This window comes from Pseudomonas sp. 2(2015), from assembly GCF_000955865.1.
Classification (GTDB): Bacteria; Pseudomonadota; Gammaproteobacteria; order Pseudomonadales; family Pseudomonadaceae; genus Aquipseudomonas.
In genome coordinates this window covers 22,415-47,864 of sequence record NZ_JYOF01000022.1, presented here as the reverse complement: position 1 = coordinate 47,864, position 25,450 = coordinate 22,415, and the positions used below count along the sequence as shown (strand labels likewise).

Below are 25,450 nucleotides of genomic sequence, written 5' to 3'. Positions count from 1 at the left end.
GCATGACGGTCTGCCTGCAAACGCCGCTCACCGAACTGTTGGGCTGTCGCTACCCGATCATCCAGACCGCCATGGGCTGGGTCGCCGAACCGCGCCTGGTGGCGGCCACCGGTAACGCCGGCGGCTTCGGTTTTCTTGCCGGCGCGACCATCGAGCCGGCGCGCATGGAAGCGGCGATCGTCGAAACCCGGCGCCTTAGCGACCAGCCGTTCGGGGTCAATTTTCACATGTACCAGGCCAATGCCGCCGACATCGTCGAGCTGGTGCTTCGGCACAAGGTCAAGGCGGTCAGCTACAGCCGTTCGCCGGGCAAGCAGATGATCGCCCGGCTGAAAGATGCCGGCGTGGTCTGCATCCCCACCGTTGGCGCCCTCAAGCATGCGCAAAAGGCGGTGGAAATGGGCGCCGACGCGGTGACCATCCAGGGCGGCGAGGGCGGCGGGCATACCGGCGCGGTGCCGACTTCGCTGCTGCTCGGCCAGGTGGTCGAGGCGCTCAAGGTGCCGGTGGTCGCCGCTGGCGGCTTCAAGGACGGTCAGGGCCTGGTCGCCGCCCTGGCCTATGGCGCCGCCGGCATCGCCATGGGCACACGCTTTTTGATGAGCGCCGAAAGCCCGGTGCCGAGTGCGACCCTGGCCCGCTACCTGGCAGTCAACGACCCGGCGGCAGTGATCGTAAGCCGCGCCATCGACGGCATGCCGCAACGGATGATCCGCAACGAACTGCTCGATGCGCTGGAAGCCAGCGGTGGCCTCAAGCGCTGGTTACTGGCGCTCAAAAGTGGCCTGGCCTACCGCCGCCACAGCGGCACCAGCCTGGCGCAGTTGCTCGCCAGCGCGCTGAAGATGCGCGGCAGCGGCGAGCTGAGCGCGGCGCAGGCACTGATGGCCGCCAACGCGCCGATGGTGATCCAGAAGGCCATGGTCGACGGCTTACCCGCCGAGGGCGTACTGCCGGCCGGGCAAGTGGCAGCGAACATTCACAGCCTGCCCAGCTGCGCCGAACTGATCGCGCAGATCGTCGGTGACGCGCAAGCGCGCCTGGGCGAACTGAGCCGCCGTATTTCATGAAGGGGAAGGGCATGAGCACATTTAGCGTCAGTATCGACAACGGCATTGCCGAGCTGGTCTTCGACCGGCCACCGGTGAATGCTTTCGACTGCCAGGGCTGGGCGGCAATCGCCAGCGCCATTGAAGCGCTGGGCTGCGATGCGCAGGTGCGGGTGATCGTCATCCGCGCCGAAGGCCGTGGTTTTTGCGCCGGGGTCGATATCAAGGAACTGGCCGCCGACGGCAACCTGATCGTCGCGGTCAACAAGGGCAACTACGACAGCTTCAAGGCCATCCACCGCAACCCGAAACCGGTGATCGTTGCCGTGCACGGCTTTGTCCTCGGTGGCGGCATCGGTATCTGCGGCGCTGCCGACATCGTCGTCGCCGCCGACTGCGCACGCTTTGGCGTGCCCGAGGTGGACCGTGGCGCCATGGGTGGCGGTGCCCACCTGCAGCGCCTGTTCCCGGTGCAGAAGGTCCGTCACATGTACTTCACCGGCGAGATGATCGATGCCGCCGAGGCCTACCGCCTGGGCGCCGTCGAGCGGGTGGTCAAGCGTGAGGCGTTGCGCGACACCGCGCTGCAGATCGCCCGCAGCATTGCCGCCAAGAGCCCGGCGATGATCGCCCTGGCCAAGGAGGCGCTCAACGGCATCGAGGACGGCAATCTCGAAGACAAATACCGCTGGGAGCAGGGCTTCACCCTCGAAGCCTACCGCACCCAGGATTCCCAGGAAGCGCGTGACTCGTTCGTCGAGAAACGCGATGCCCACTTCAACGGCTGAAGGTACTGCGATGGACCTGACTTACACACCGGCGCAACAGGCCTTGCGTGCCGAGGCCCGGGCCTGGCTCGCGGCCAACGTACCGGCGCAAGCGTTGCAATCGTTCGACACCGAACTCGGTTTTGCCCAGCACCGGGCCTGGGAGGCCCGCCTCAATGAAGGCCGCTGGGGCATGGTCACCTGGCCGACCGAACTCGGCGGGCGCGGTTGCGACCTGATCGAATGGCTGATTTTCGAAGAAGAGTACTACCGCGCCGGTGCGCCGGCACGGGTCAACCAGAACGGCATCTTTCTGCTCGGCCCGACCCTGATGGAATACGGCAGCGAAGCGCAGAAAGCGCGCTTTCTGCCGCGCATGGCCACCGGCCAGGACATCTGGGCCCAGGGCTGGTCGGAGCCGGGCGCAGGTTCCGACATGGCGGCGATCCGCTCCCGCGCCGAGCGGGTTGGCGACCACTATGTGATCAACGGCCAGAAAACCTGGTCGACCCGCGCGGTCTGGGCCGACTGGCTGTTCGGCATCTTTCGCACCGACCCCGATTCCCAGCGCCACCACGGCCTGACCTTCATCCTGTTGCCGCTCGACAGCCCCGGCATCAGCGTACGGCCAATTGCACAGCTCAATGGCTTGCCGGGCTTTGCCGAGATCTTCTTCGACGACGTCAAGGTGCCGGTAGAGAACGCCCTGGGCGGCGAGGGCATGGGCTGGCACGTGGCGATGTCCACCGCAGGTTTCGAGCGCGGATTGATGCTGCGCTCGCCGGCGCGCTTCCAGGAAACCGCCCGGCGCCTGGTGCAGTTGTACCTGGACAACCGTGAAGCTGCCGACCGCGACCCGGCGATTGCCGAGGCGGTGATGCGCGCCTGGCTGGACGCCGAGGCCTACACCCTGGCGACCTACATGAGCGCCTCGAAACTGGGCAAGGGCGGCAAGATCGGCCCGGAATCCTCGACCAACAAGATCTTCTGGTCGGAGCTCGACCAGCGCATGCACGAAACCGCCCTGAGCATCCTTGGCCTGCGCGCCGAACTGCTGCCCGAGGCACCAGCCGCCGGCGATGTCGGCCAGTGGCTGGATGGCTTCCTGTTTGCCCAGGCCGGGCCGATCTATGCCGGCACCAACGAGATCCAGCGCAACATCATCGCCGAGCGCATGCTCGGCATGCCCCGCGCCTGAGGAGCAGACCATGGACTTTAGTTTCAGCAGCGATCAATTGCTGTTCCAGGACAACGTGCGCAGTTTTTTGCTCAACGAAGTGCCCCCGGAACGCCTGCGTGAACTGTGGCAAAGCGACAGCGGGCGCTGCGATGCGCTGTGGGGGCAACTGGTAGACCTGGGCCTGAGCGCCATCACCGTGCCGCAAACCTGCGGTGGCATGGGCATGAACGCGCTGGATTTCATCCTCCTGGCCCAGGAGTGCGGTTACGCCGGGCTGCCCGAACCGCTGGTCGAGACCATGCTGGTGGGCGTGCCGCTGCTCGCGGGTGTCGACGCGCCGCGCCGCCAGCATTGGCTGGCGCAGGTTGCCGAGGGCCAGGCGCGCCTGGCGGTGGCCGAGCCGGGCAACCCGCTGGTCAGCGATGCGCATGTGGCCGGGCTGCTGTTGCTGGCCCATGGCGACGAGGTGCATGCCGTGGAGCGCAGCGCAGTCAGCCTGACCCGCAATGTGTCGGTCGACCCCAGCCGCCAGTTGTTCCAGGTGCAGTGGACGCCGAGTGCGTCTACTTGTGTTGCCAGCGCTGAGCCAGGGCGGCAGCTGTGGGCTGATGCCTTCAACCGCGGCGCCCTGGGCAATGCTGCGCAACTGCTGGGGCTGGCCAAGCGCATGGTCGACCTGGCGGTGGACTACAGCTTCGAGCGCAAGCAGTTCGGCAAGCCGGTGGGCTCGTTCCAGGCGGTCAAGCACCTGATGGCCAACGTCGCGGTGCACATCGAATTCGCCAAGGGCCCGCTGTACCGCGCCGCCCATGCCGTCGCCCACAACCTGCCGGGCCAGGCCGTGCAAGTGTCGCACGCCAAGCTCGCCTGCGCCGAAGCAGCGGCGCTGGCGGCGAAGAACGCCATTCAGGTGCATGGCGCCATGGGTTACACCTGGGAGGTCGACCTGCAGCTGTTCATGAAGCGTGCCTGGGCCCTGGACAAATGCTGGGGCGACCGCGGCCTGCACAAGGCGCGGGTGCGTACCGCGCTGTTCGAAAGCGGCCTGGCGATTGGCGCCGGCAGCACCTTCTGATCCTGTTTCCTGTTGAGGTAGAGCATGCCTGAAGCCTATATCGTCGACGCCCTGCGCACCCCCACCGGGCGGCGCAAGGGCGGCCTGAGCCAGATCCACGCCGCCGACCTGGGCGCCCATGTGCTGCGCGCGCTGGTCGAGCGCAACGGCATTCCCGAAGACGACTACGACGACGTGATCTTCGGCTGTGTCGACACCATCGGCCCGCTGGCCGGCGACATCGCCCGTACCAGCTGGCTGGCGGCCGGCCTTTCGCAAGTGGTGCCCGGCACCACCATCGACCGCCAGTGCGGCTCGTCCCAGCAGGCCGTGCACTTTGCCGCGCAGGCGGTGATGAGCGGCACCCAGGACGTGGTGATCGCCGGTGGCGTGCAAACCATGACCCAGATCCCGATTTCCTCGGCCATGACCGCCGCCGAACCCCTGGGCTTTAGCGACCCGTTCAGCGGCTCGACAGGCTGGGTGCGGCGTTACGGCGCGCAGCCACCGACCCAGTTTCGCGCGGCGCAGATGATTGCCGAACACTGGCGGCTGAGCCGCGCCGAGCTGGAAGTCTATGCGCTGGAGTCCCATCGGCGGGCCCTGCATGCCATCGAGCAGGGGTACTTCGAGCGCGAGATCGTGCCGCTGGCAGGGGTCGAGCACGACGAAACCCCGCGCCACACCAGCCTGGCGAAAATGGCCGAGCTGGAATACCTGTTTGGCTGCGAGCGGGTCACGGCGGCGGTGTCGAGCCAGACCTGCGACGCCGCCAGTGCGCTGTTGATCGTCTCGGAGGCGGCCTTGAAGCGCTACGGCCTGACGCCGCGGGCGCGCATCCATCACCTCAGCGTGCGCGGCGACGACCCGGTATGGATGCTCACCGCACCGATCCCGGCCACTGCCCATGCGCTCAAGCGTGCCGGCATGACCCTGGCTGACATCGACCGGGTGGAAATCAACGAAGCTTTTGCTTCGGTGGCCATGGCCTGGCTCAAGGAGACCGGCTACCCCCATGCGCAGACCAACGTCAACGGCGGCGCCATCGCCCTCGGCCACCCGCTGGGCGCCACCGGCACGCGGCTGATGTGCAGCCTGCTCCATGAGCTGGAGCGCAGTGGCGGGCGCTATGGCCTGCAGACCATGTGCGAAGGCGGCGGCCAGGCCAACGTGACCATTATCGAGCGCCTTTAGGCGCCAGCAACCACACAGGGGAGAGCGACAATGCACAGCTGCGAGAACCGCGTAGTGATCATCACCGGCGCCGGCGGCGGGCTCGGCCGCGCCTATGCCCAGGCTTTTGCCAGCGAAGGCGCGAAAGTGCTGGTCAACGACATCAACCGCGATGCGGCCCAGGCCGTGGTCGAACAGATCCAGGCGGCAGGCGGCGTGGCCGTGGCCAACAGCGACGACATCACCCGCTATGACGACGCCGGGCTGATCGTGCGCCAGGCCATCGAGACCTTTGGTGGCCTGGATGTGCTGGTCAACAACGCCGGCATCTGCCGCGACCGCATGTTCGCCAGCCTCACCGAGGCCGACTGGGATGCGGTGATGGCCGTGCACCTCAAGGGCCACTTCTGCCTGGCCAGCCATGCCGTGCGCTATTGGCGCGAGCAGGCCAAGGGCGGCGCCAGGCTCACTGCGCGGATCATCAACACCAGCTCCGGCGCCGGTTTGCAGGGCTCGATTGGCCAGGCCAACTATACCGCGGCCAAGGGCGGGATCGCCTCGCTGACCCTGGTGCAGGCGGCGGAGCTTGGGCGCTACGGCATTACCGCCAACGCCCTGGCCCCGGCGGCGCGTACCGGCATGACCGAAGCGGTGTTTGCCGAGGTGATGAAGCGCCCGGAGCAGGGCTTTGACTACTTTGCCCCGGAGAACGTCGCGCCGCTGGTGGTGTGGTTGGGGTCGGCGGCGTCCCAGGCGGTGACCGGGCAGATGTTCGAAGTCGAGGGTGGCAAGCTGTCGATTGCCGATGGCTGGCGGCGCGGGCCCCAGGTGGACAACCAGGGCCGCTGGGCGCTGGCTGAGGTGGGTGCGGCGGTGCAGCAACTGCTGGCCGAGGCGCTGCCGGCGCAGAAAGTCTATGGCAGTTGATTGAGGTTGTGCGCCGCTTAGGCGGGCCGCGCCATCCGTGAGGATGGCGCGGCTTTTTTGCGTTACCCGTCTTGAAGGCACTGCCAATCCTGTGGGAGCGGCGGTGCGGCGACCCGACTTGACCCGCGATCGGCCGCACCCCAGGCGCATCGGCCATCCGGACTAGGCGAGGCAAACGATTCTGTCGCCCGCACATCTGGCCACACTCGCCGGTACTTCCGCCAGACGAGTAAAAGGCGCCGCGATGGAATTTGCATTCAGCGACGAGCAGGAAATGATCCGTACTTCGGCCGAGGGCTTTCTCGCCGATGTCTCCCATTGCGCCGCCGTGCGCGCGGCCATGGTCAGCGACAAAGGCTATGACCCGGCACTCTGGCAGCGCCTGTGCACTGAGATGTACTGGCCGGCGATCCACATCCCCGAAGCCTACGGCGGCCTGGGCCTGGGCTTTGTCGAGCTGAACATCCTGCTCGAACAGATGGGCCGGCGGCTGTTCTGTTCGCCGTTTTTCGCCACCGCCTGCCTGGCCACACCCGCTTTGCTGCTGGCCGGCAACCAGGCGCAGAAAAGCACCTGGCTTGCGCCTATCGCCGAGGGCCGTCTTACCGCCACCCTGGCCTTCACCCGCGGCAGCGGCTGGGCCGCGGAGGATATCCAGGCCAGCGCCAGCGCCGAAGGCCAGGGCTTTGTCGTCGATGGCCTGTTCGGCCAGGTGATCGATGGCGACAGCGCCGGGCTGTTGATCGTCGCCGCGCGCACGCCCGGCAGCAGCGGTGAATCTGGCATCAGCCTGTTCGCCGTCGAGGCCGACCGTGACGGTATCGAGCGCCAGTGGCTGCCGACCATGGACCAGACCCGACGCCTGGCGCGCCTTGAGTTCAACCGCGTGTACCTGGGCCCCGAGGCGCTGCTGGGCGAGGTCGGCAACGCCTGGCCGACCTTGCACAAGGTGCTGCAACTGGCCTGCATCGGGCTTGCCGCCGAGCAGGTCGGCGGCGCCCAGCAGGTGCTCGACCTGAGCGTTGCCTACATGCAGGAGCGCCAGCAGTTCGGCCGCCCGATCGCCAGCTTCCAGGCGCTAAAGCACCGCGCCGCCGACATGATGCTGCAGGTCGAATGCGCGCGCTCGGCCAGTTACTACGCCGCCTGTGTCGCCCAGGAAGTGCTCGACCCCGACGGCGACCCGCAGGTGGCCGCCGAGCTGCCGCTGGCCGCCGCCCTGGCCAAGGCGCAGTGCTCGCACAGCTATTTTCACTGTGCGGCGGAGTCGATCCAGCTGCATGGCGGCGTCGGCTTTACCTGGGAATACGACCCGCACCTGTATTTCAAGCGTGCCCGCGCCAGCGAGAGCTACCTCGGCGCGCCGGCCTGGCATCTGCAGCAGATCGCCACGCTGATCATCGGAGAGCAACCATGAAGCTCAGTTTCAGTGAACAGGACGAGCAGTTTCGCCAGGAGGTCGCCGGCTGGCTGGCCGCCAACCTCTGCGGCGAGTTCGAGCCCCTGCGTTTTCGCGGCGGCCCGGGTGATGAGCACATGTTCCCGCAGCAGCGCAAAGCCTGGGAGCGCAAGCTGGCCGAGGGCCGCTGGACTTGCGTTGGCTGGGCGCCGGAGCATGGTGGCCGGGGCCTGTCGATCAGCCAGCAGGTGATCTTCCACGAAGAATACGCCCGTGCTGGCGGCCCCGGGCGCATGGGCCATATCGGCGAAGGCCTGGCCGGGCCGACCATCGCCGCCTTCGGCAACGACGAGCAAAAGCGCCGCCTGCTGCCCGCTATCGTCAGCGGCACGCAGTTCTGGTGCCAGGGCTACTCGGAACCGGGTGCAGGCTCTGACCTTGCCAACGTCAAGACCCGCGCCAGCCTTGAGGGCGGCAGCTGGGTGATCAACGGCCAGAAGGTCTGGACTTCGCTGGCCCATGAGTCGGACTGGTGCTTTGTGATCGCCCGTACCGAGCCTGGCAGCGTCGGCCATCGCGGCCTGTCGTTCCTGCTGGTGCCGATGGCCCAGGCCGGCATCAGCGTGCGGCCGATCGAGCAGATGACCGGCACTTCGGAATTCAACGAAGTGTTCTTCGACAACGCCCGCACCGACGCCGCCAACCTCATCGGGTCGCCTGGCGATGGCTGGAAGATCGCCATGGCCTTGCTCGGCTTTGAGCGCGGGGTTTCGACCCTCGGCCAGCAGATGCAGTTTGCCAACGAACTGAACGAGATCATCGCCATCGCCAAGGCCAACGGCGCAGCCCGCTACCCGCTGCTGCGCCAGCGCCTGGCCGAAGCCTGGTGCGGCTTGCGGATCATGCGCTTCAACTCGCTGCGCATGCTTTCCGGCGCCCAGGACGGCGCGCTGCGCAAGGAGGCGACCATCTACAAGCTGTTCTGGTCCAGCTGGCACGCCAACCTCGGCAAGCTGGCCATGGACGTGCTCGGGCCCGAGGCCGAACTGCTCGAGGCCGCGCCCTACCAGCTGACCCGGCTGCAATCGCTGTACCTGTTCAGCCGCGCCGACACCCTGTACGGCGGCAGCAACGAGATCCAGCGCAACATCATTGCCGAGCGCGCCCTGGGCATGCCCAAAGAACCGCGCCTGCGTCCCTGACCCAAGGAGTTAGTCGATGTCCACCCCCAACTATGTAGCGGGCCATGGCCTGTTGCGCGGCAAGTCCGTGCTGATCACTGCGGCGGCAGGTTCCGGGATCGGTTTTTCCGCTGCCTTGCGCGCCGCCGAAGAGGGCTGCCGGGCCCTGATGATCAGTGATATCCACCAAGGCCGCCTGCTTGAGGCAGTGAGCAAGATCCGCGAGGCCACCGGGCTTGCCGAGGTCTTCGGCGTGCTCTGCAACGTCACCGACGAAGCCCAGGTGCAGCACCTGGTGAGCTGCGCCGAGCGCGACCTGCACGGCGTCGACGTGCTGATCAACAACGCCGGCCTCGGTGGCTCGCGGGCGCTGGTGGAAATGCCCGACGAGGAATGGCAGCGGGTCCTCGACGTTACCCTCACCGGCACCATGCGTATGACTCGCGCCATGCTGCCGAAGATGATGGCCCGGCGCGCCGGGGTGATCGTCAACAACGCCTCGGTGCTTGGCTGGCGGGCCCAGAAGGAGCAGTCGCACTACGCCGCAGCCAAGGCCGGGGTCATGGCCCTGACCCGTTGCGCGGCGGTCGAGGCGGCCAGTCACGGTATCCGCATCAATGCGGTCAGCCCGAGCATTGCCCTGCATGATTTTCTCGCCCGCTCGGCGCCCCAGGCAGTGCTCGAGCAACTGGCGGCCAACGAAGCCTTCGGCCGCGCCGCCGAAGTCTGGGAGGTGGCCAACGTGATGATGTTCCTGGCCAGCGACTACAGCTCGTACATGACCGGCGAAGTGCTGTCGGTTTCCAGCCAGAGGGCCTGAGCATGACGCGCCTATTCGAAACCCCGCACGCGCTGCAAGACGCCGTCGGTGAAGTCCTGGGGGTCAGCGACTGGCTGCTCATCGACCAGGCGCGCATCGACCTGTTCGCCGAGGCCAGTGGCGATCACCAGTGGATTCATGTCGACCCGCAACGCGCCGCCAGCGGCCCGTTTGGGGCCTGCATCGCCCACGGTTACCTGAGCCTGGCGCTGGTCAACCTGTTCCTGCCGCAGATCGTCGAGGTGCGCGGCATCGCCATGGGCGTCAACTACGGCTGCGAGCGCGTGCGGTTTCCCAGCGTGGTGCCGGTGGGTTCGCGGGTGCGCGGCCACGCCCAGCTGATCAGCGCCGAGCAGGTCAAAGGCAGCGTGCAGGCGCTGATCCGCGTCAGCGTCGAGATCGAGGGCCAGCAGCGCCCGGGTTGCGTGGTCGACACCATCAGCCGTTATTACCCCGCCTGAGTCCAGGCATCGGAGCATGTGAACATGAATGAAGCCGTTATTGTTTCAACCGCGCGCACGCCGATCGGCAAGGCTTTTCGCGGTGCCTTCAACGACACCGAAGCTCCGGCCCTCGGCGGCCATGTGGTGCGCGAGGCCGTGCGGCGCGCGGGGATCGAGGCCGGGCAGGTCGACGATGTGATCATCGGCGCCGCCGCCCAGCAGGGCACCCAGGCCTACAACCTCGGGCGCTTGTGTGCGATTGCCGGCGGCCTGCCGCCGTCGGTAGCCGGGATGGCCGTGGAGCGCCAATGCGCCTCGGGGCTGATGAGCATTGCCCTGGCGGCCAAGGGCATTATCTGCAACGAAATCGACATCGCCGTCGCCGGCGGCCTGGAGTCGATCTCGCTGGTGCAGAACAAGCACAAGAACCTCTACCGCAACCAGTCCGGCGCCGTGCTTGAGCGCGACCCGCAGGCCTATATCCCGATGATCGAAACCGGCGAGATCGTCGCCCAGCGCTATGGCGTGACGCGTCACGAGCAGGATGCCTATGCCCTGCAAAGCCAGTTGCGCACTGCCCAGGCGCAAGCCGCGGGCCTGTTCGACCTGGAGCTGACGCCGCTGAGCACGCGCAAGGCGATCATCGACAAGGCCAGCGGCGAGACCCGTTACGAGACCGTGACCTTGCTGCACGACGAATGCAATCGCGCCGACACCAGCCTGGCCAGCCTCGCTGCACTGGAGCCTGTATGGCAGGGCGGGCAGTGGACCGAGGCCGGGCGCTTCATTACCGCCGGCAACGCCTCGCAGCTGTCTGACGGCGCTTCGGCCTCGGTATTGATGAGCGCCAAGCTCGCCGAGCAGCGCGGCCTGGCGCCGCTGGGCATCTATCGCGGCCTGGCGGTGGCCGGTTGCAATGCCGACGAGATGGGCATCGGCCCGGTCTACGCGATTGCCAAACTGCTCAAGCGCCACGGCCTGAAAGTCGAGGACATCGGCCTGTGGGAACTCAACGAAGCCTTCGCCAGCCAGGTCCTGTACTGCCGCGATACCTTAGGCATCGACAACCAGCGCCTGAACGTCAATGGCGGGGCGATTGCCATCGGTCACCCGTTCGGCATGTCGGGGGCGCGCATGGTTGGCCACGCCTTGATCGAGGGCAAGCGACGCGGCGTACGTTACGTGGTGGTGAGCATGTGTATTGGCGGCGGCATGGGTGCCGCTGCATTGTTCGAGGTGGCTTGAGAATGAACCGTTTTGATGAGCACGGCCGGATCCAGACCATGCAAGCCTACTGGAGCGAGGTCAACCTCAGCGTGCGCGAGCCGCAATAGCGCGCAAGCAAGGCTCACACCCGCCAGGGTGTGGCCTTGCGCAGGGGGAGCGCTTACGGCGATTTTGCCGCGTCGAGGAACGCCGGGCGCTCGCCACCGCCATGCACGGCAATGTCGGCGCCACTGACATAACGGGCCAGCGATGAGGCCAGGTACAGGCAACTGTCGCCAATGTCTTCGGGGCTGGCCAGGCGTTGCAGGGGGATGGTCGCGGCCACCTCGGCCAGGTCGCTTTCATCGCCATAGTGCAGGGCCGCCTGCTCGGTGAGGATCAGCCCGGCGGTGACAGCGTTGACCCGCACCTTGGGTGCCCACTCCACCGCCAGCGAGCGGCTCAGGTTGAGCAAGCCGGCCTTGGCCGCGCCGTAGGCGGCGGTGCCGGGGGAAGGGCGGGTGGCGCTGACGCTGCAGATGTTGATGATGCTGCCGCCCTCGGCCTGGGCCTGCATGATGCGGTTGGCCAGCTGGCTGAGGTTCAGCGGCGCCAGCAGGTTGAGGCGGATGATCGATTCGCTGAAGCGCGGCGAAGCGCTGGCGGCTTCGGCATAGGGCGCGCCGCCGGCGTTGTTGACCAGTACATCGAGGCGCCCGAAGCGCTCGACTATAGCCGTCATCATCTGCTGGGCCTGCTCGATGTCACGCACATCGCAGGCCAGGAACAGCGCCTCGCGCCCGCCGCTGGCCGGCAGTGTCGCAGGCGCCTGGCGCCCGCAGATCACCACCTCGGCGCCGCATTCAAGAAAGCGCCGGCTGATGCCGCGGCCCACACCCTTGCCACCACCGGTCACCAGTACCACCTTGCCGCGAAAATCCATAGGGTCGTGCATGCCTGCCTCGTGTTCGCCACTGTAATGAGCTCGATGCTAGGCAGCGCACGGGCAGGGGCCAACGTCCGAAGGGACTAGTAGTCCTGACGGACGATGTTGGCGCCCTGGCCGCTCTGAATAATCCCGGTACAACAACAAGCCGGGAGGACAGCTCATGGGCGCATCCGCGCAAGGGCACGTGGTAACGCTGGCCGATGGTCTGCAGCTGCATTACCAGGACGTTGGCACGGGCGAGGCGGTGGTGTTCATCCACGGCAGCGGCCCGGGTGCCAGCGGGCACAGCAACTTCAAACAGAACTACCCGGCATTCGCCGCGGCCGGCTACCGGGTGATCGTCCCCGACCTGCCCGGCTACGGCGCTTCGAGCAAGCCGCAAACGGTCTACAGCCTGGACTTTTTCGTCAGCGCCCTCAGCGGCCTGCTCGATGCCCTGGATATCCAGCGCTGCGTGCTGGTCGGCAATTCCCTGGGTGGCGCCATTGCCATCAAGCTGGCGCTGGACCAGCCGCGGCGGGTCAGCCGCCTGGTGCTCATGGCCCCTGGCGGGCTGATGGACAAGGAGCAGTACTACCTGCAAATGGAAGGCATCCAGAAGATGGGCGCGGCCTTTGCCAACGGCGAGCTCAACGATGCCGCCGGCATGCGCCGCCTGCTCAGCCTGCAGTTGTTCGACCCGGCGCTGATCAGCGATGAAACCGTGGCCGAGCGCGTGGCGGTGGTGGGCCAGCAACCGGCCTGCGTGCTGACCAGCATGCAGGTGCCGAACCTGACCTCACGCTTGCCTGAACTGCAATGCCCGATTCTTGGTTTTTGGGGTATCAACGACAAGTTCTGCCCGGCCTCCGGCGCGCAGACCCTGCTTGCAGCCTGCAGGCGGATCCGCTTTGTGCTGCTCAGCGAATGCGGACACTGGGTGATGGTCGAGCACCGCGAGCTGTTCAACCGTGAATGCCTGGCGTTCCTTGGGGAGGCACGGGCATGAGCGAGCAATTGCGTCGCCAGTATGGCGAAGAGCTGTACCAGGCCCTGTGCAGCGCCAGCACCCTGGCGCCCTTGAGCGAGCGCTGGGAGACCATCAGCATCGAGGATGCCTACCATATCTCGCTCTACAGCATCGAGCGGCGGGTGGCGGCGGGTGACCGCATCGTCGGCAAGAAGATCGGCGTCACCTCGGCGGCGGTGCAGCGCATGCTTAATGTGCACCAGCCGGATTTCGGTTTTATCACCGAGCAGATGGCCTTTGCCGATGGCGCGCAGATTTCCCTCGGCGCCAACCGCCTGATCCAGCCGCGCGCCGAAGGCGAGATCGCCTTCAAGCTCAAGCATGACCTGGTCGGCCCCGGCGTCACCGAGGCCGATGTGCTGGCCGCCACCGAGTACGTGATGCCGTGTTTCGAGATTGTCGATTCGCGCATCCAGGACTGGCGCATCCGCATCCAGGACACCGTCGCCGACAACGCCTCCTGCGGGGTGTTCGTGCTCGGCGACAGCCAGGTCGATCCGCGCCGGCTCGACCTGCCGAACCTGCGCATGCAGGTGTTCAAGAACGGCGAGCTGATCAGCCAAGGCCTCGGCTCGGCGGTGCAAGGCAACCCGCTGACCGCGGTGGCCTGGCTGGCCAACACCCTGGGCGCCTTCGGCATCCCGTTCAAGGCCGGGGAAATCATCCTTTCCGGCTCGCTGGTGCCGCTGGAGCCTGCACGGGCCGGCGACCAGTTTGCCCTGACCATCGACGGCCTGGGCAGCGCCCGGGTGTCGTTCTGTGCGTGACGTGCGAGGTTCAAGCGAATGAGCAAAAAACTGAAAGCGGCGATTATCGGGCCGGGCAACATCGGCACCGACTTGCTGATGAAAATGTGCCGCTCCGAGTGGATCGAACCGGTGTGGATGGTCGGCGTCGACCCGCAGTCCGAAGGCCTCAAGCGCGCTCGCGAGCTGGGGGTGAAGACCACCGCCGACGGCCTGGACGGATTATTGCCACATGTCCTCGACGACGATATCCGCATCGCCTTCGATGCCACCTCGGCCTATGTGCATGCGCATAACAGCCGCAAGCTCAACGAGTTGGGGGTGATCATGGTCGACCTCACGCCGGCGGCCATCGGCCCGTTCTGCGTGCCGCCGGTCAACCTCAAGCAGCACGCGGCGAGCCTGGCGATGAACGTCAACATGGTCACCTGCGGCGGCCAGGCGACCATCCCCATGGTCGCGGCGGTGTCGCGCATCCAGTCGGTGGCCTATGGCGAAATCGTCGCCACGGTGTCGTCCGGCTCGGTGGGCCCGGGCACCCGGCAGAACATCGACGAGTTCACCCGCACCACCGCCGGTGCCGTCGAGCAGATCGGCGGTGCCCGGCGTGGCAAGGCGATCATCGTCATCAACCCGGCCGAACCGCCGCTGATGATGCGCGACACCATCCACTGCCTGACCGACGAAGAGCCCGACCGCGAGGCCATTCGCGCCTCGGTGTTGAGCATGGTCAAGGAGGTGCAGCGTTACGTGCCCGGCTACACCCTGATCAACGGGCCGATTTTCGATGGCCGCAAGGTGTCGATCTTCATCGAGGTCGAAGGCCTCGGCGACTTCCTGCCCAAGTCTGCCGGCAACCTCGACATCATGACCGCTGCCGGTTTGCGCACCGCCGAGATGTTTGCCGAAGAAGCCCACAAGGGCACCCTGCAACTGCCCGTCCGTTGAGTGGAGAACTGCCATGAATCTGCAAGGTAAAAGCGTCCGTCTGCACGACATGAGCCTGCGCGACGGGATGCACGCCAAGCGTCACCAGATCAGCCTGGAACAGATGATCGCGGTGGCCAGCGGCCTGGATGCCGCCGGCGTGCCGCTGATTGAAATCACCCATGGCGATGGCCTGGGTGGCGCGTCGCTGAACTACGGCTTTGCCGCCCACAGCGATGAGGAATACTTCGCCGCGGTAATTCCCACCCTCAAGCAGGCCAAGGTATCGGCCTTGCTGCTGCCGGGGATCGGCACCCTCGATCACCTGAAAATGGCCCATGAGCATGGCGTCTCGACCATCCGCGTGGCCACCCACTGCACCGAGGCGGATGTTTCCGGCCAGCACATCGGCATGGCGGCGAAGATGGGCCTGGATACCGTCGGCTTTCTGATGATGGCGCACAGGGTCAGCGCGCAAAAGCTGCTGGAACAGGCGCGGCTGATGGAAAGCTACGGCGCCAATTGCATCTACTGCACCGATTCGGCGGGCTACATGCTGCCGACTGAAGTCAGCGAGAAGATTGGCGTATTGCGGGCAGGTTTAAGCGCCAGCACCGAAGTCGGTTTTCATGGCCATCACAACCTGGGCATGGCGATTGCCAATTCGCTGGCGGCCATCGAGGCTGGCGCCGTGCGCATCGATGGCTCGGTGGCCGGGTTGGGGGCGGGGGCGGGCAACACGCCGCTGGAAGTGTTCGTCGCCGTGCTGGAGCGCATGGGCGTGAGCAGCGGCGTTGACCTGTACCGGATCATGGACGTCGCCGAGGACCTGGTGGTGCCGATGATGGACCAACCGATCCGCCTTGACCGCGATGCCCTGACCCTGGGCTATGCCGGGGTGTACAGCTCGTTCTTGCTGTTTGCCAAGCGTGCCGAGCTCAAGTACGGCATTGCTGCCCGCGACCTGCTGGTGGAGCTGGGGCGGCGCGGCACGGTGGGCGGTCAGGAAGACATGATCGAAGACCTGGCCCTGACAATGTCGCGGGCGCGAGGGGTGATGCCGACCTGAGGTGCGCGCTGGCTTCATCGCGGGTCAAGCCCGCTCCCACAGGTCCCGCACAATTCTGTGGGAGCGGGCTTGACCCGCGATCGAGTGCAGCGGCCTCATCGCAGTTGAGCCAGCGCTCCCATGGCCATGAACAACGCGGCAATGGCCCGGGCCTCATGCAACTCGCCACTGGCCACCCGTGCCGGGATCTGCGCCAGCGGCACCTTGATGCATTCCAGCGGCTCCGGCTCGTCACCTTGCAGAGCACAGGGGCTCAGGTCCTGGGCCAGCACCACCCGATAACGATGACACAAATGCCCGGGCGCCAAGGTCAGTTCGCCCAGCTCGGTCAGCCGCGCCGCCCTCAGGCCGACTTCTTCGCACAGCTCGCGCTGGGCCGCCTGCAGGTAGCTTTCATGCGCCTCGGCACCGCCCTTGGGCAGGCCGAGGATGGTGCCCTCTACGCCCACCGCGTACTCGCGCACCAGCAGCACGTGCTCGGGGTCGGGCATCGCCACCAGCATCACCGAGCGGTAGCCGGTGCCGCGCAAGCGTTCGTAGATGCGCCGCTGGCCGTTGCTGAACTGCAGGTGCAGGGCTTCGATCTGGAAATGACTGCTTTGGGCCAGCAGTTCGGTCTTGAGGATGGTCGGACAGTTGCGCATGTGCAGGCCCCTGGCGGCGGGTGGATACCTGCACTGTGCGCTGTGCCCGGCAACCCGCCATCGTCCAAGCGGACGAGGGCGGGTGCTTCAGCCGAGGGTCGCCACGCTGCGCAAGATCAAGCGCACGAGCATGGTCTGGCGGGTCACGCCGGTCTTGGAAAAGGTCGAACGCAGGTGCGCCCGCGAAGTGTTGCGGCTGATGCCCAGTTCCTCCGAGGCTTCGTCCAGGGTCAGGCCGTTGGCCAGCAGCATCGCCAGCTGGGTTTCGGCCGGGGTGAAATCGAACAGCGCCCGCACGATCTCCTGCGGCGCCGAGGATTGCTGCTCGGGGTCGCTGATGAAGATCACCACGGTCGGGCATTGCTTGCCTTCGCTCCAGGTCGACAGCGGCACCGAGCGCACGATGATGCCAAGGTCGGCGCGCCCGGACGGGCGTTGTACGCGCATGGCCTCGACCACCGAGGGGTTGCTGCTTTTTTGCGACAGCAGTGATTGCTTGACCAGCCGGCGGAACTCCTGGGTGTCGCGTGCGGTGCCGACCTGCAGGCCGTCGTTGACCAGCTTTATGCCGTCCTTTTCCTGGATCAGCCGCTCGGCAACCTGGTTGGTCTGCAGCACCTTGCCGGTTTCGTCGAGGATGATGGTGCCCACCGCCAGCTGGTCGACGGCGCCGGCGTAGAGGTTGCGTTCGGTCTCGATGCGGTTGAGCTGCATGTGCAGTTTGATCGAGCGCTCCAGGTGCGGGATGAAGCGCGCCAGCAGGGTTTTTTCCTGGTCGCCGAAGGCCTGCTCATAGCGCCCGCGGCTGATGCGGATACGGCATTGGGCGCCGTCGCCGGTATTGATGTCGGCCCCGAGGATATGGAACACGTCCACGGGTTCAAGGAAGTTCTTGTAGAACTCCGATTGCAACAGCTCGTCGTTGGAGACGTAGCTGGCGAGGGTCACCACTTCGCGGTTAGGCAGGTCGACGAACGGGTCGAGGGCAAAGAAGTGCTTGTTGTACGAGGCGGTGGTTTCGCTCGAACTGCCGGTGGTGTTGACCATCAGGCCGTCAACGTGGGCGCTGGGCGGGCGCAGAATGAAGGTGACGTATTTGCTCTGTAGCTGCAGGTTGAGCTGGTTGAGGAAGGTGACCCAGGGAATGTTCTCCATCGGCCCTTGATAGAGGTGACCGAGCAAGTCGCTGAATGACTCGAGGGTGAGGCACGGCTGCATAGGGAACTACCATTTTTTATTATTAGCGTTGGCGATGGCAGAGAATAGTCGGCGTTAACGCGTGCACGCAACGCTCCGTACACGCATCCGGACAGGCGTAGCGCACGCCTGTCCAAAGCGCTCGGCAAGGCTCAGGCGCGCTCGCCGTCAAGCACCACGAAACGCTTGCTGTCGGCGGTTTCGGCAGGCAGCAGGTCGACGTCGGTATAGAACTGCTCATACCAGCGCCGCAGCTGGTACACCGGGCCGTCGCCGTCGCACAGCAGCGGATTGTCGACCCGGGTCTTGCTGTGCCAGATCGCCACGTCTTCGTAGAAAGCCGCCTGGGCCTGCTGCACGTAGGCCTTGGCCATGGCCTGGTTCTGCTCCTCGCTCAGGCCGGGGATCTTTTTCACCAGCACGCCGTAGCGCAGGGTGAAGCTGTTGAGGTCGATCGGCACATGGCAGTTGAGCAGGATCGAATGGATCGGCTGGCCGTTCATCGCCCCGGTCATTTCGGTGATCTGGTAGGCCGGGCCGAAGTAGGTGGCCACCGTGCTCAGCTCGCTGTCGCCAGACAGCCGCTCGCTGCGCGCACGCATGACCTGGGTGGCCAGGTGGCCTGCGAAGACGTTGCTGAACTCGGCCACCGGCGCGCCATGCACGGTGCCGAAGTGGGCCATGTCGGCGACGTTGTCGATCAGCTCGCGGCAGTTGGTGTCGATCTGCAGTTCGGCCACTTCCCAGGCGGCCCACTGGTCACTGAAGCAGGCGTCGATGCGCGGGATCACCTGCTCGGCAATCGGCGGGTTGCCTTGCGGGTCGTTCCAGACGAACAGCAGCTGGTTTTCTTCCATGATCGGCCAGCGCTTGACCTTGGCCCGCGGTGGAATGCGCTTGGCGTAGGGAATGTCGTCGCACACGCCATCGGCGCCCCAGCGCCAGCTGTGGAACGGGCAGCGGATCGAGTTGCCTTCGATGCAGCCGGTGCTCAGGTCGGCGCCCATGTGCGGGCAAAAGCCGTCGAGAATGTTCAGCTGGCCGTCTTCACCCTGGAACGCCACCAGGCGGGTGCCAAACACGTCCAGGCGGTGGGCCTTGCCGTCGCGGTAGTGCGCGGCCAGGCCCAGGCAGTGCCAACCACGGGCGTAACGGTCTTCCAGCAGCTTGGCTTCAATGCGGTGCAGGGTGCTCATCTTATTGTTCTCCGGGGTATCACGGGGTGTGCTGTGCGAGTGATTCTGCCGCCCCTGTATCAGCAGGCATCGTCTGAACGGACGATGGCCGGCCGTGGGCTGACGGCTCTACTGGCGCAATCAAGCCAGCAGCAGGAGAACGCAATGAGCAATGAGCAGGGGCGGGTGGCGGTGATTACCGGCGCCGCCAGCGGGATCGGCCGGGGCCTGGCCGAGCATGCGGCAGGGCTGGGCATGCAGCTGGTACTGGCCGATGTCGATGGCCCGGGTTTGCAGGCGCTGAGCGCGCAACTGCAAGGCCAGGGCGTGCAGGCCATTGCCCAGCTGACCGACGTCAGCGATGTGGCCCAGGTCGAGCGCCTGCGTGATGTCGCCCTGGCGCATTTTCAGCGGGTCGACCTGCTGTTCAACAATGCCGGGGTGATGCAGACCGGCTACAGCTGGCAGATCAGCCACGAGCAGTGGCAGCGCATGCTCGCCATCAACCTGCAAGGGGTGATCAATGGCATCCGCAGCTTTGTGCCGCTGATGCTCGAGCAGGGCCACCCGGCCCAGGTGATCAACACCGCGTCGCTCGCCGGCTTGCTCAGCAGTCCGTTGATGGCGCCCTACAACGTCACCAAGCAGGCGGTGGTGGCGTTATCCGAAACCCTCAAATACGAGCTGGACATGCTCGGCGCGCAGGTCTCGGTGTCGGTGCTCTGCCCGGGGCCGGTGGCCAGTGACATCATGGCCTCCAACCAGGCCCGCGAGCAGGCCGACGCCACTTTCAGCGCCGTGCTCGACGAGCACATTCGTCAGGGCATGACGCCCCGCGAACTGGCCGCCCAGGTGTTTGCCGCGCTGGCCGAGCGGCGTTTCTGGATCTTCCCGCACAAAGACTTCAAGCCCGCCCTGGAGTTGCGCCTGCGCAGCATCCTTGAAGAAACCAACCCGCAGTTCCAGATGATCGCCGAAGGAGACGCCCATGCCGCTCGATAAACAGATCGCCGCCGTGCTCGAACAGTTCAGCGTCCAGGGGGAGCCCGACTACCACCGGCTCGATGCCGTGCAGTATCGGCAATATGCCGACCACCTGTTGCCGCCGATCCCTGGCGCGCAGATGGCCGAAGTGCGCGACCTGCGCGTGGCGGGCGCCGCTGGCGAGCTGGATGCCCGCCTGTACCGGCCGCTGGCGCAAGACAACCTGGCGCTGCTGGTGTTCTTCCACGGTGGCGGCTTTGTCATCGGCACCCTCGATACCCATGACCACCTGTGCCGGGCACTGGCCAGCGCCACTGGCGCGGTGGTGGTGTCGGTCGCCTACCGGCTGGCACCGGAGGCGCGCTTTCCGGCGGCGCCGCTCGATTGCTATGCCGCCACCTGCTGGCTGGTCGAACATGCCGCCAGCCTGGGCGTCGACGGCAGCCGCCTGGCCGTGGCCGGCGACAGCGCCGGGGCCAACCTGGCGATCGCCGTCAGCCGCCTGGCCGCAGAGCGCCAGGGCCCGCAGATTCGCTACCAGTGCCTGTTCTACCCGGTCACCGATGGCCGCTGCGACACCCCGTCGTACCAGATGTATGGCGAAGGCTATCTGTTGTCGCGGGCGATGATGGCCTGGTTCTGGCGCAGCTACCTGCAACAGCCCGAGCAGGTCGAGGAGCCACTGGCCTCGCCGCTGCTCGCCGAGTCACTGGAGGGTTTACCCGCCACCACCCTGATCACCGCCGAGTACGACCCATTGCGCGACGAAGGCGAAGCCTTTGCCCAACGTTTGCAACAAGCAGGTGTGGCCACCCGCCTGGAGCGTTGCGAGGGCATGGTGCATGGCTTTATCAGCATGAGCGCGTTTGTCGAGGGCGCCGCCCTGGCCTTGGCCGGGGCCGCGGCCGACCTGCGCCGGGCGCTGGGCTGAATGGCGGCGGCCTAGTCCGTTTGGACGAAGCAGGTTGTCGCAGCAGTTTCTAGTCTTGAGCGCACAACGTCTTTTCCTCACCTGTGGTGGAATGGCCATGAAAATAACAAGAACAATTTGCCTTGCCTTGACCGTCTGCGCCTTTGGCGCTGTCTATAGCGCCTTGCTGACCCGCCCGCTGCCGGCGCCGGTGACCATGGCCTATTACTGCCAGCCCAGCTTCCAGCCGTGTTACATCCCGGTGCCGAGCGTCGCCAGGCTGATGCCTTAGGCCTTGTTGCCCAGGGCCAGCAGCGCCCGCTCGCGGCTCAGTGGCTGGAGGACCCCGGGCGAGCCGCTGATGTGCACGTACAGGTAGTGCTGGCCTTGGTCATCGCGCAGTATCCGGTGCACCTGGGTCATCTCCGGGTGATACTGGCGCTGGGTGCGGTCGAGCAGCACTTCGTGGTGATCGATGTGCAGGCGGCGCAGCGCCGCTTCGAATTCGCTGTCGACGGCCTCGCGCAGCTTGCGCATGCGGCGTATCGACAGATAGCCAAGGCCGAAGGTCAGCGCGAAGAAGAACAGCGCCTGTAACAGTGATTTGTAGTGCTCCATCCTGGATTTGATTAGCCCTTGATTCTTGTAGTGGACGGCGCTTGTTTGAGGTCTGAGCGCCGCCTGTGGGCGTTAAAGGCTCATGTCGAAGGCATGGATTCGGTAGGGCAGCTCCATGTCCGGGTATCGCCGTCTTCCTCACCCAGTGCCATGATTTCCAGGCAGCCCGGGTAAGCTGGTTGCTTATCGGCAGGCCCTTCAATGTAGGTGATGGCCTTGGGCGGGTTTTGCAGTTGCTGCTGGCATTGCTGGACCTCGCTGGCAAAGCTTTCAAGGGCAGCGGAAGGGGGCTGAGTCGTGATCATGCCTGCTACGGTTTGCCAGTATTCCGAGGCTGCGTAGCCGCTTGCTCGGCAGTGAGAAAGCGGAGAAACAATTGAACCAACTCCGTCGCCTTCGACTTTAAGTGCTTGCATCTTCTGGTGTTGCGCAGGCAGGGCAGGGCCAACCGGAAGCGCTTCCATGGCCTTGATCTCAGCGACATAAGCCTGAACTTTGGTCAGGTAAGCGGCGGCGCTTTCGCGCTGCTGGTTGTACTGGCTTATTTCGTTGGCGTTGGTGCCGGTGACCTTGTACTCAGGTTCGTTGTTGCAGCCCGCCAGGAGAGCAGAGGCGCCAAGGGTGATGATTGCGGTGCGTGTGGTGAACTTCATGTTCTTCAGTTATCTCGCTTCAGGGTCGTTTGCTTGACCTGACAGTGGAGCACAATGGCTGTCCCTGCCAGTGTTTGTCGCACAGTACTCGCGTTTGACGTCGAATACTGTTGCCTCAGTCCAGGTCCTGCGCCGAATGCCGCTCGGGCACCTGGCTGGCTTCATCGCCCCAGGTGCGGTTGACCCGTAGGCCGCGGACGACCGCCGGGCGCTCGGCAATGGCTTGCGCCCAGCGTTGCACGTGGGTGTAGTCCTGCACGCTGAGGAACTCGCCCGCCGAATACAGCCTGCCCAGCGCCAGTTGGCCGTACCAGGACCAGACGGCGATATCGGCGATGGTGTAGCTGTCGCCGGCCAGGTACGCGCTTTGCGCCAGGCGCTGGTCGAGCACATCCAGTTGGCGCTTGGTTTCCATGCTGAAGCGGTTGATCGGGTATTCGAATTTTTCTGGCGCGTAGGCATAGAAGTGGCCGAAGCCGCCGCCCAGGTAGGGCGCTGCGCCCATCTGCCAGAACAGCCAGTTGAGGGTTTCGGTTCGACCCGCTGGGTCGCGGGGCAGGAACTCGGCGAATTTTTCTGCAAGGTAGAGCAGGATCGAACCCGACTCGAACACCCGCACCGGCGGTTGCACGCTGCGGTCGAGCAGGGCGGGGATCTTCGAGTTGGGGTTGATCTCGACGAAACCGCTGGAGAACTGCTCACCCTCGCTGATGCGAATCAGCCAGGCGTCGTACTCGGCGCCGGCATGCCCGAGGGCCAGCAGCTCTTCGAGGAGGATGGTGACCTTGACGCCATTGGGCGTGGCCAGGGAGTACAGTTGCAGCGGCTGCTTGCCCAGCGGCAGGGCCTTGTCGTGGGTCGGGCCGGCCACCGGGCGGTTGATGTTGGCGAACTCGCCGCCCGACGGCGCGTCGTGCTGCCAGACCCGAGGCGGGACGTAGGGTGCCTTGCTCATGCGATGAACCTCCTGGTGTGCTCGAGGGGCTCATGTTCGGGCCTGGTATGAGAGGTTGTCAAACAGGCCTGCAAGCAACTGCCCGATCATGGTATCGGGCACCGCTTTGCCCTGCCGGCATTGCGCCGGCAGGGCAAATACTGCGTGGATTAACGTTTGCCTAGTGCAACTTTCGAATCACCGGAGAATTTATCCACCTGCCCTTGAATATGTGTCGAAACCTTGCTGTCAAAGCCAAACTCGACCTTGCAACCTTGAAGGAATGCCAGTTGTTTTTGGTACAGCGTGGAAATACCGGCAAGGTCACCATCTTTACGTTTTAATGCTTCGATCTTGGCAACGACTTGCACGGTTTTTTCTTCAATGTAGTCGGCGGTCTCCATGTATTGGCGAATATCGATCTGTTTTGAAACGAAGTTGTCATAGTTGAGTTTTGCCGCGGTGTTCAGTGCGTTGAGGGTCAACTCGTACTGTGCAACCAATGTTCTTTCGGCTTGCTCGGAGAACTCGTCGAGTGAATAGTTGACGTTGTAGCAATAGCGGTAGCAGCTCATGATTTTGTTATTGAAGAAACTTCGCTCCTGAGACACATTGCAGGCAACCGATGCAAAAATTCTCAAGCCTTGGCCGAGCGGTACGCTACTTTTTGCAGTGCTCACCTGAATCTTGCTTGAGTGGCCGAACGAGTTGATCAGGCCCGACAGCAGGTTAAGGCAGTTGGCGGCGATCATTAGCCGAGTGTCTTCGGTCAAACCACCGCTGGCGTTGGTTTTGGTTGCATCAGGCGAGGCCGTGGTACCTTCCGGCAGACCGGTGATGGTACCGGTGACCGTGCCGACGACTGCATTGGTGATCTGATCGATTATTTTCTTCAGATTCTCAAGGCTCCAGGTGTCTGAAAGCTGGAAATCTGAATTCGCCCCGGTGACGTAGGAAGAATACTTCCAGGTGCGTTGGCTGTTTGTATAAAATTGAATCTGGTCTGCCTGTAATTCGGATTCAGCATTTTTCTGTTGGGTGATCAAGTCCCTGGAGATCTGCTCAAGCCGTTCACGGTTCTTTTTCTCTTCTTCCAACAGTTTGTTGACACTATTGCTTCTGCCCATTTTCGCTCATCCTTGTCGTGGGGTTTAATGCCAAGGCTCAATGACATCAAATTGCCAGTCCCTGGCGAAGAGAACAATAGCGCTTTTTATTGGTTTGTAAAGGTCAGGTCTGATGATAATTAATCAGATTGGAACTTGGCGTTTATAACGGTGTTTCTTATCGCCGATTAAGCTAAGTCGTTTGCTCGGGGCTAATCAGTCGCCGGCCTGTTCTTGCTGACGCAATGAATTCCGCCGCCGCCCGCAGCAATCGGGTCGATATCGACCTGCTCGATGGTCCGCCCCGGGTACAACTTGGCCAGCAACTGCTTGCAGTACTGGTCAGCTTTCGGGTCGCCAAACTGCGGGGCAATCACCGCGCCATTGATCGGCAGGTAGTTGATGTAACCGGCGGCAAACTCCGGGTTGTCGCGGGTAAAGCGGTTGCTGCGCAATTTGCCTGGTGGCGGCAGCAGGTGCACGGTCAAGCGGCGGCCGTCGGCGTCGGTGGCCTGCTTGAGGATTTCCAGGTGCTTGCGGGTGACCCGGTAATCGTAGGAGTCCGGGTCGTTGTCGAGGTTGGCGATCACCACCCCCGGCTCGACGAAGCGCGCGTAGAAGTCGACGTGGGCATCGGTAATGTCCTGACCCTTGATGCCCGGCAGCCAGATGATCTTGCGCAGGCCAAGGTTGGCTTTAAGCTCGGCCTCGACATCGCTGCGGCTCCAGTCGGGGTTGCGGTTGGCATTGACCCAGCAGCTTTCGGTGATGATCGCCGTGCCGTGGCCGTCCACTTCGATGCCGCCGCCTTCGCCGGTCAGCTCGCTTTGCAGGTAGGGCACGTTCAGGGTTTCGCTCAGCGTTGCCGCCACGCGGCTGTCGTTGCGGTGGCGTTGCTTGTTGCCCCAGCCGTTGAAGTTGAAGTCCATCAGCGCGCTGTTGCCGTCGTCGTCGATGACGAAGCAGCCGCCGTAATCGCGGATCCAGATGTCGTCCAGCGCCATGGGCAGGAACTCGATGTTGTCGCTGCCACATTGCTCGCGTGCATCGGCCAGGTCTTCGGGGCGGCAGAGTACGCTGACCGGCTGGTAGCGGGCGATGGTCCGGGCCAGTTGTGCGATGCAGCTGTTGACCGCGTCCGCCTGGTCTTCCCAGACATTTTCGGCGGCGGCAAACGCCAGGAAGATCCGCCGCTGGGCCTGGTCTTCTTCGGGCATGAACCAGCGCTGGTCAGCGGCCATGGCCAGGCGCAACGGGCCCAGGCCCAGGCCGGCAATGCCGGCGGCGACTGACAGATGCTTGAGAAAGGTACGACGGGGTGTCATCGGTG

General features: G+C 64.8%; 27 protein-coding genes. 18 read left to right on the top strand and 9 right to left on the bottom strand.

Going from position 1 to position 25,450, the window contains the following annotated elements; all coding sequences use genetic code 11:
* The first annotated feature begins 2 nt into the window (after positions 1–2).
* The 11 genes from UB48_RS24580 (at position 3) to UB48_RS24530 (ending at position 11,238) form a co-directional block, all read left to right on the top strand.
* Positions 3–1,070 (top strand): nitronate monooxygenase family protein, encoded by a 1,068-nt coding sequence (locus tag UB48_RS24580; RefSeq protein ID WP_045201614.1) that lies wholly within the window; start codon positions 3–5, stop codon positions 1,068–1,070.
* An 11-nt stretch (positions 1,071–1,081) separates the two neighbouring features.
* Positions 1,082–1,837 (top strand): enoyl-CoA hydratase family protein, encoded by a 756-nt coding sequence (locus UB48_RS24575; RefSeq protein ID WP_045201612.1) that lies wholly within the window; start codon positions 1,082–1,084, stop codon positions 1,835–1,837.
* 10 nt (positions 1,838–1,847) lie between these two features.
* A complete protein-coding gene (locus UB48_RS24570; RefSeq protein WP_045201610.1) occupies positions 1,848–3,014 on the top strand; it encodes an acyl-CoA dehydrogenase family protein in 1,167 nt (388 codons plus the stop codon).
* A gap of 10 nt (positions 3,015–3,024) precedes the next feature.
* A complete protein-coding gene (locus UB48_RS24565; protein WP_045201608.1) occupies positions 3,025–4,071 on the top strand; it encodes an acyl-CoA dehydrogenase family protein in 1,047 nt (348 codons plus the stop codon).
* 24 nt (positions 4,072–4,095) lie between these two features.
* Entirely contained in the window at positions 4,096–5,244 is a 1,149-nt protein-coding gene (locus UB48_RS24560; RefSeq protein ID WP_045201606.1) for an acetyl-CoA C-acetyltransferase, read from the top strand.
* 30 nt (positions 5,245–5,274) lie between these two features.
* Complete coding sequence (locus tag UB48_RS24555) at positions 5,275–6,150, top strand: SDR family oxidoreductase (RefSeq protein WP_045201604.1); 876 nt, start codon at positions 5,275–5,277, stop codon at positions 6,148–6,150.
* Between the two features lie 244 nt (positions 6,151–6,394).
* Complete coding sequence (locus UB48_RS24550; RefSeq protein ID WP_045201602.1) at positions 6,395–7,567, top strand: acyl-CoA dehydrogenase family protein; 1,173 nt, start codon at positions 6,395–6,397, stop codon at positions 7,565–7,567.
* Positions 7,564–8,751 carry an acyl-CoA dehydrogenase family protein gene (locus tag UB48_RS24545; RefSeq protein WP_045201600.1) on the top strand — a complete coding sequence of 396 codons (1,188 nt, stop codon included), beginning with the start codon at positions 7,564–7,566 and terminating at the stop codon, positions 8,749–8,751. The genes UB48_RS24550 and UB48_RS24545 overlap by 4 nt, the downstream gene beginning before the upstream one ends.
* Before the next feature lie 16 nt (positions 8,752–8,767).
* Positions 8,768–9,550, top strand: a complete 783-nt coding sequence (locus UB48_RS24540; protein WP_045201598.1) for an SDR family oxidoreductase — start codon at positions 8,768–8,770, stop codon at positions 9,548–9,550.
* Between the two features lie 2 nt (positions 9,551–9,552).
* Positions 9,553–10,011: a MaoC family dehydratase gene (locus tag UB48_RS24535; protein WP_045201596.1), complete on the top strand. Its 459-nt coding sequence runs from the start codon at positions 9,553–9,555 to the stop codon at positions 10,009–10,011.
* Between the two features lie 24 nt (positions 10,012–10,035).
* Positions 10,036–11,238: an acetyl-CoA C-acyltransferase gene (locus tag UB48_RS24530; protein WP_045201594.1), complete on the top strand. Its 1,203-nt coding sequence runs from the start codon at positions 10,036–10,038 to the stop codon at positions 11,236–11,238.
* Positions 11,239–11,380: 142 nt separating this feature from the next.
* On the opposite strand, the gene UB48_RS24525 is transcribed toward UB48_RS24530, so the two are convergent.
* Positions 11,381–12,154: an SDR family oxidoreductase gene (locus UB48_RS24525; RefSeq protein ID WP_045201592.1), complete on the bottom strand. Its 774-nt coding sequence runs from the start codon at positions 12,152–12,154 to the stop codon at positions 11,381–11,383.
* A 154-nt stretch (positions 12,155–12,308) separates the two neighbouring features.
* Here UB48_RS24525 and UB48_RS24520 point away from each other — a divergent pair, with 154 nt between their 5' ends.
* From UB48_RS24520 to dmpG, 4 genes are read left to right on the top strand one after another with little or no spacing between them, the layout of a single operon-like run.
* Entirely contained in the window at positions 12,309–13,136 is an 828-nt protein-coding gene (locus UB48_RS24520; protein WP_045201590.1) for an alpha/beta fold hydrolase, read from the top strand.
* On the top strand, positions 13,133–13,924 hold the full coding sequence (locus tag UB48_RS24515; RefSeq protein ID WP_045201588.1) for a fumarylacetoacetate hydrolase family protein: 792 nt from the start codon (positions 13,133–13,135) through the stop codon (positions 13,922–13,924). Before UB48_RS24520 ends, UB48_RS24515 begins: the two co-directional genes overlap by 4 nt.
* 18 nt (positions 13,925–13,942) lie before the next feature.
* Entirely contained in the window at positions 13,943–14,851 is a 909-nt protein-coding gene (locus UB48_RS24510; RefSeq protein WP_045201586.1) for an acetaldehyde dehydrogenase (acetylating), read from the top strand.
* Positions 14,852–14,864: 13 nt separating this feature from the next.
* Positions 14,865–15,899 carry a 4-hydroxy-2-oxovalerate aldolase gene (dmpG, locus tag UB48_RS24505; protein ID WP_045201585.1) on the top strand — a complete coding sequence of 345 codons (1,035 nt, stop codon included), beginning with the start codon at positions 14,865–14,867 and terminating at the stop codon, positions 15,897–15,899.
* A gap of 95 nt (positions 15,900–15,994) precedes the next feature.
* Here the strand turns inward: dmpG and nudE are convergent, their stop codons facing one another.
* The 3 genes from nudE to UB48_RS24490 form a co-directional block, all read right to left on the bottom strand.
* The gene (nudE, locus tag UB48_RS24500; RefSeq protein ID WP_045201583.1) at positions 15,995–16,543 is read right to left on the bottom strand and encodes an ADP compounds hydrolase NudE; all 549 of its coding nucleotides are present in this window, start codon (positions 16,541–16,543) and stop codon (positions 15,995–15,997) included.
* 87 nt (positions 16,544–16,630) lie between these two features.
* Entirely contained in the window at positions 16,631–17,761 is a 1,131-nt protein-coding gene (locus tag UB48_RS24495) for a helix-turn-helix transcriptional regulator (RefSeq protein WP_045201580.1), read from the bottom strand.
* Positions 17,762–17,892: 131 nt separating this feature from the next.
* Positions 17,893–18,936, bottom strand: coding sequence for a Rieske 2Fe-2S domain-containing protein (locus UB48_RS24490; RefSeq protein WP_045201577.1), 1,044 nt, complete (start codon positions 18,934–18,936; stop codon positions 17,893–17,895).
* Positions 18,937–19,080: 144 nt separating this feature from the next.
* Here UB48_RS24490 and UB48_RS24485 point away from each other — a divergent pair, with 144 nt between their 5' ends.
* The 3 genes from UB48_RS24485 (at position 19,081) to UB48_RS27835 (ending at position 21,101) form a co-directional block, all read left to right on the top strand.
* Complete coding sequence (locus UB48_RS24485; RefSeq protein ID WP_045201575.1) at positions 19,081–19,917, top strand: SDR family NAD(P)-dependent oxidoreductase; 837 nt, start codon at positions 19,081–19,083, stop codon at positions 19,915–19,917.
* The gene (locus tag UB48_RS24480) at positions 19,904–20,830 is read left to right on the top strand and encodes an alpha/beta hydrolase (protein WP_045201573.1); all 927 of its coding nucleotides are present in this window, start codon (positions 19,904–19,906) and stop codon (positions 20,828–20,830) included. Before UB48_RS24485 ends, UB48_RS24480 begins: the two co-directional genes overlap by 14 nt.
* A gap of 97 nt (positions 20,831–20,927) precedes the next feature.
* Positions 20,928–21,101 (top strand): hypothetical protein, encoded by a 174-nt coding sequence (locus UB48_RS27835; RefSeq protein ID WP_156160246.1) that lies wholly within the window; start codon positions 20,928–20,930, stop codon positions 21,099–21,101.
* Here UB48_RS27835 and UB48_RS24475 read toward each other — a convergent pair.
* From UB48_RS24475 to UB48_RS24455, 5 genes are all read right to left on the bottom strand, one after another.
* Positions 21,098–21,427, bottom strand: a complete 330-nt coding sequence (locus tag UB48_RS24475) for a hypothetical protein (protein ID WP_045201571.1) — start codon at positions 21,425–21,427, stop codon at positions 21,098–21,100. The genes UB48_RS27835 and UB48_RS24475 overlap by 4 nt on opposite strands.
* A gap of 80 nt (positions 21,428–21,507) precedes the next feature.
* The gene (locus UB48_RS24470; protein ID WP_052676573.1) at positions 21,508–22,080 is read right to left on the bottom strand and encodes a hypothetical protein; all 573 of its coding nucleotides are present in this window, start codon (positions 22,078–22,080) and stop codon (positions 21,508–21,510) included.
* A gap of 115 nt (positions 22,081–22,195) precedes the next feature.
* Entirely contained in the window at positions 22,196–23,035 is an 840-nt protein-coding gene (yghU, locus tag UB48_RS24465) for a glutathione-dependent disulfide-bond oxidoreductase (RefSeq protein ID WP_045201569.1), read from the bottom strand.
* 149 nt (positions 23,036–23,184) lie between these two features.
* Positions 23,185–24,141 carry a hypothetical protein gene (locus UB48_RS24460; RefSeq protein ID WP_045201567.1) on the bottom strand — a complete coding sequence of 319 codons (957 nt, stop codon included), beginning with the start codon at positions 24,139–24,141 and terminating at the stop codon, positions 23,185–23,187.
* 191 nt (positions 24,142–24,332) lie between these two features.
* A complete protein-coding gene (locus tag UB48_RS24455) occupies positions 24,333–25,445 on the bottom strand; it encodes an agmatine/peptidylarginine deiminase (RefSeq protein ID WP_045201565.1) in 1,113 nt (370 codons plus the stop codon).
* Positions 25,446–25,450: the final 5 nt, after the last annotated feature.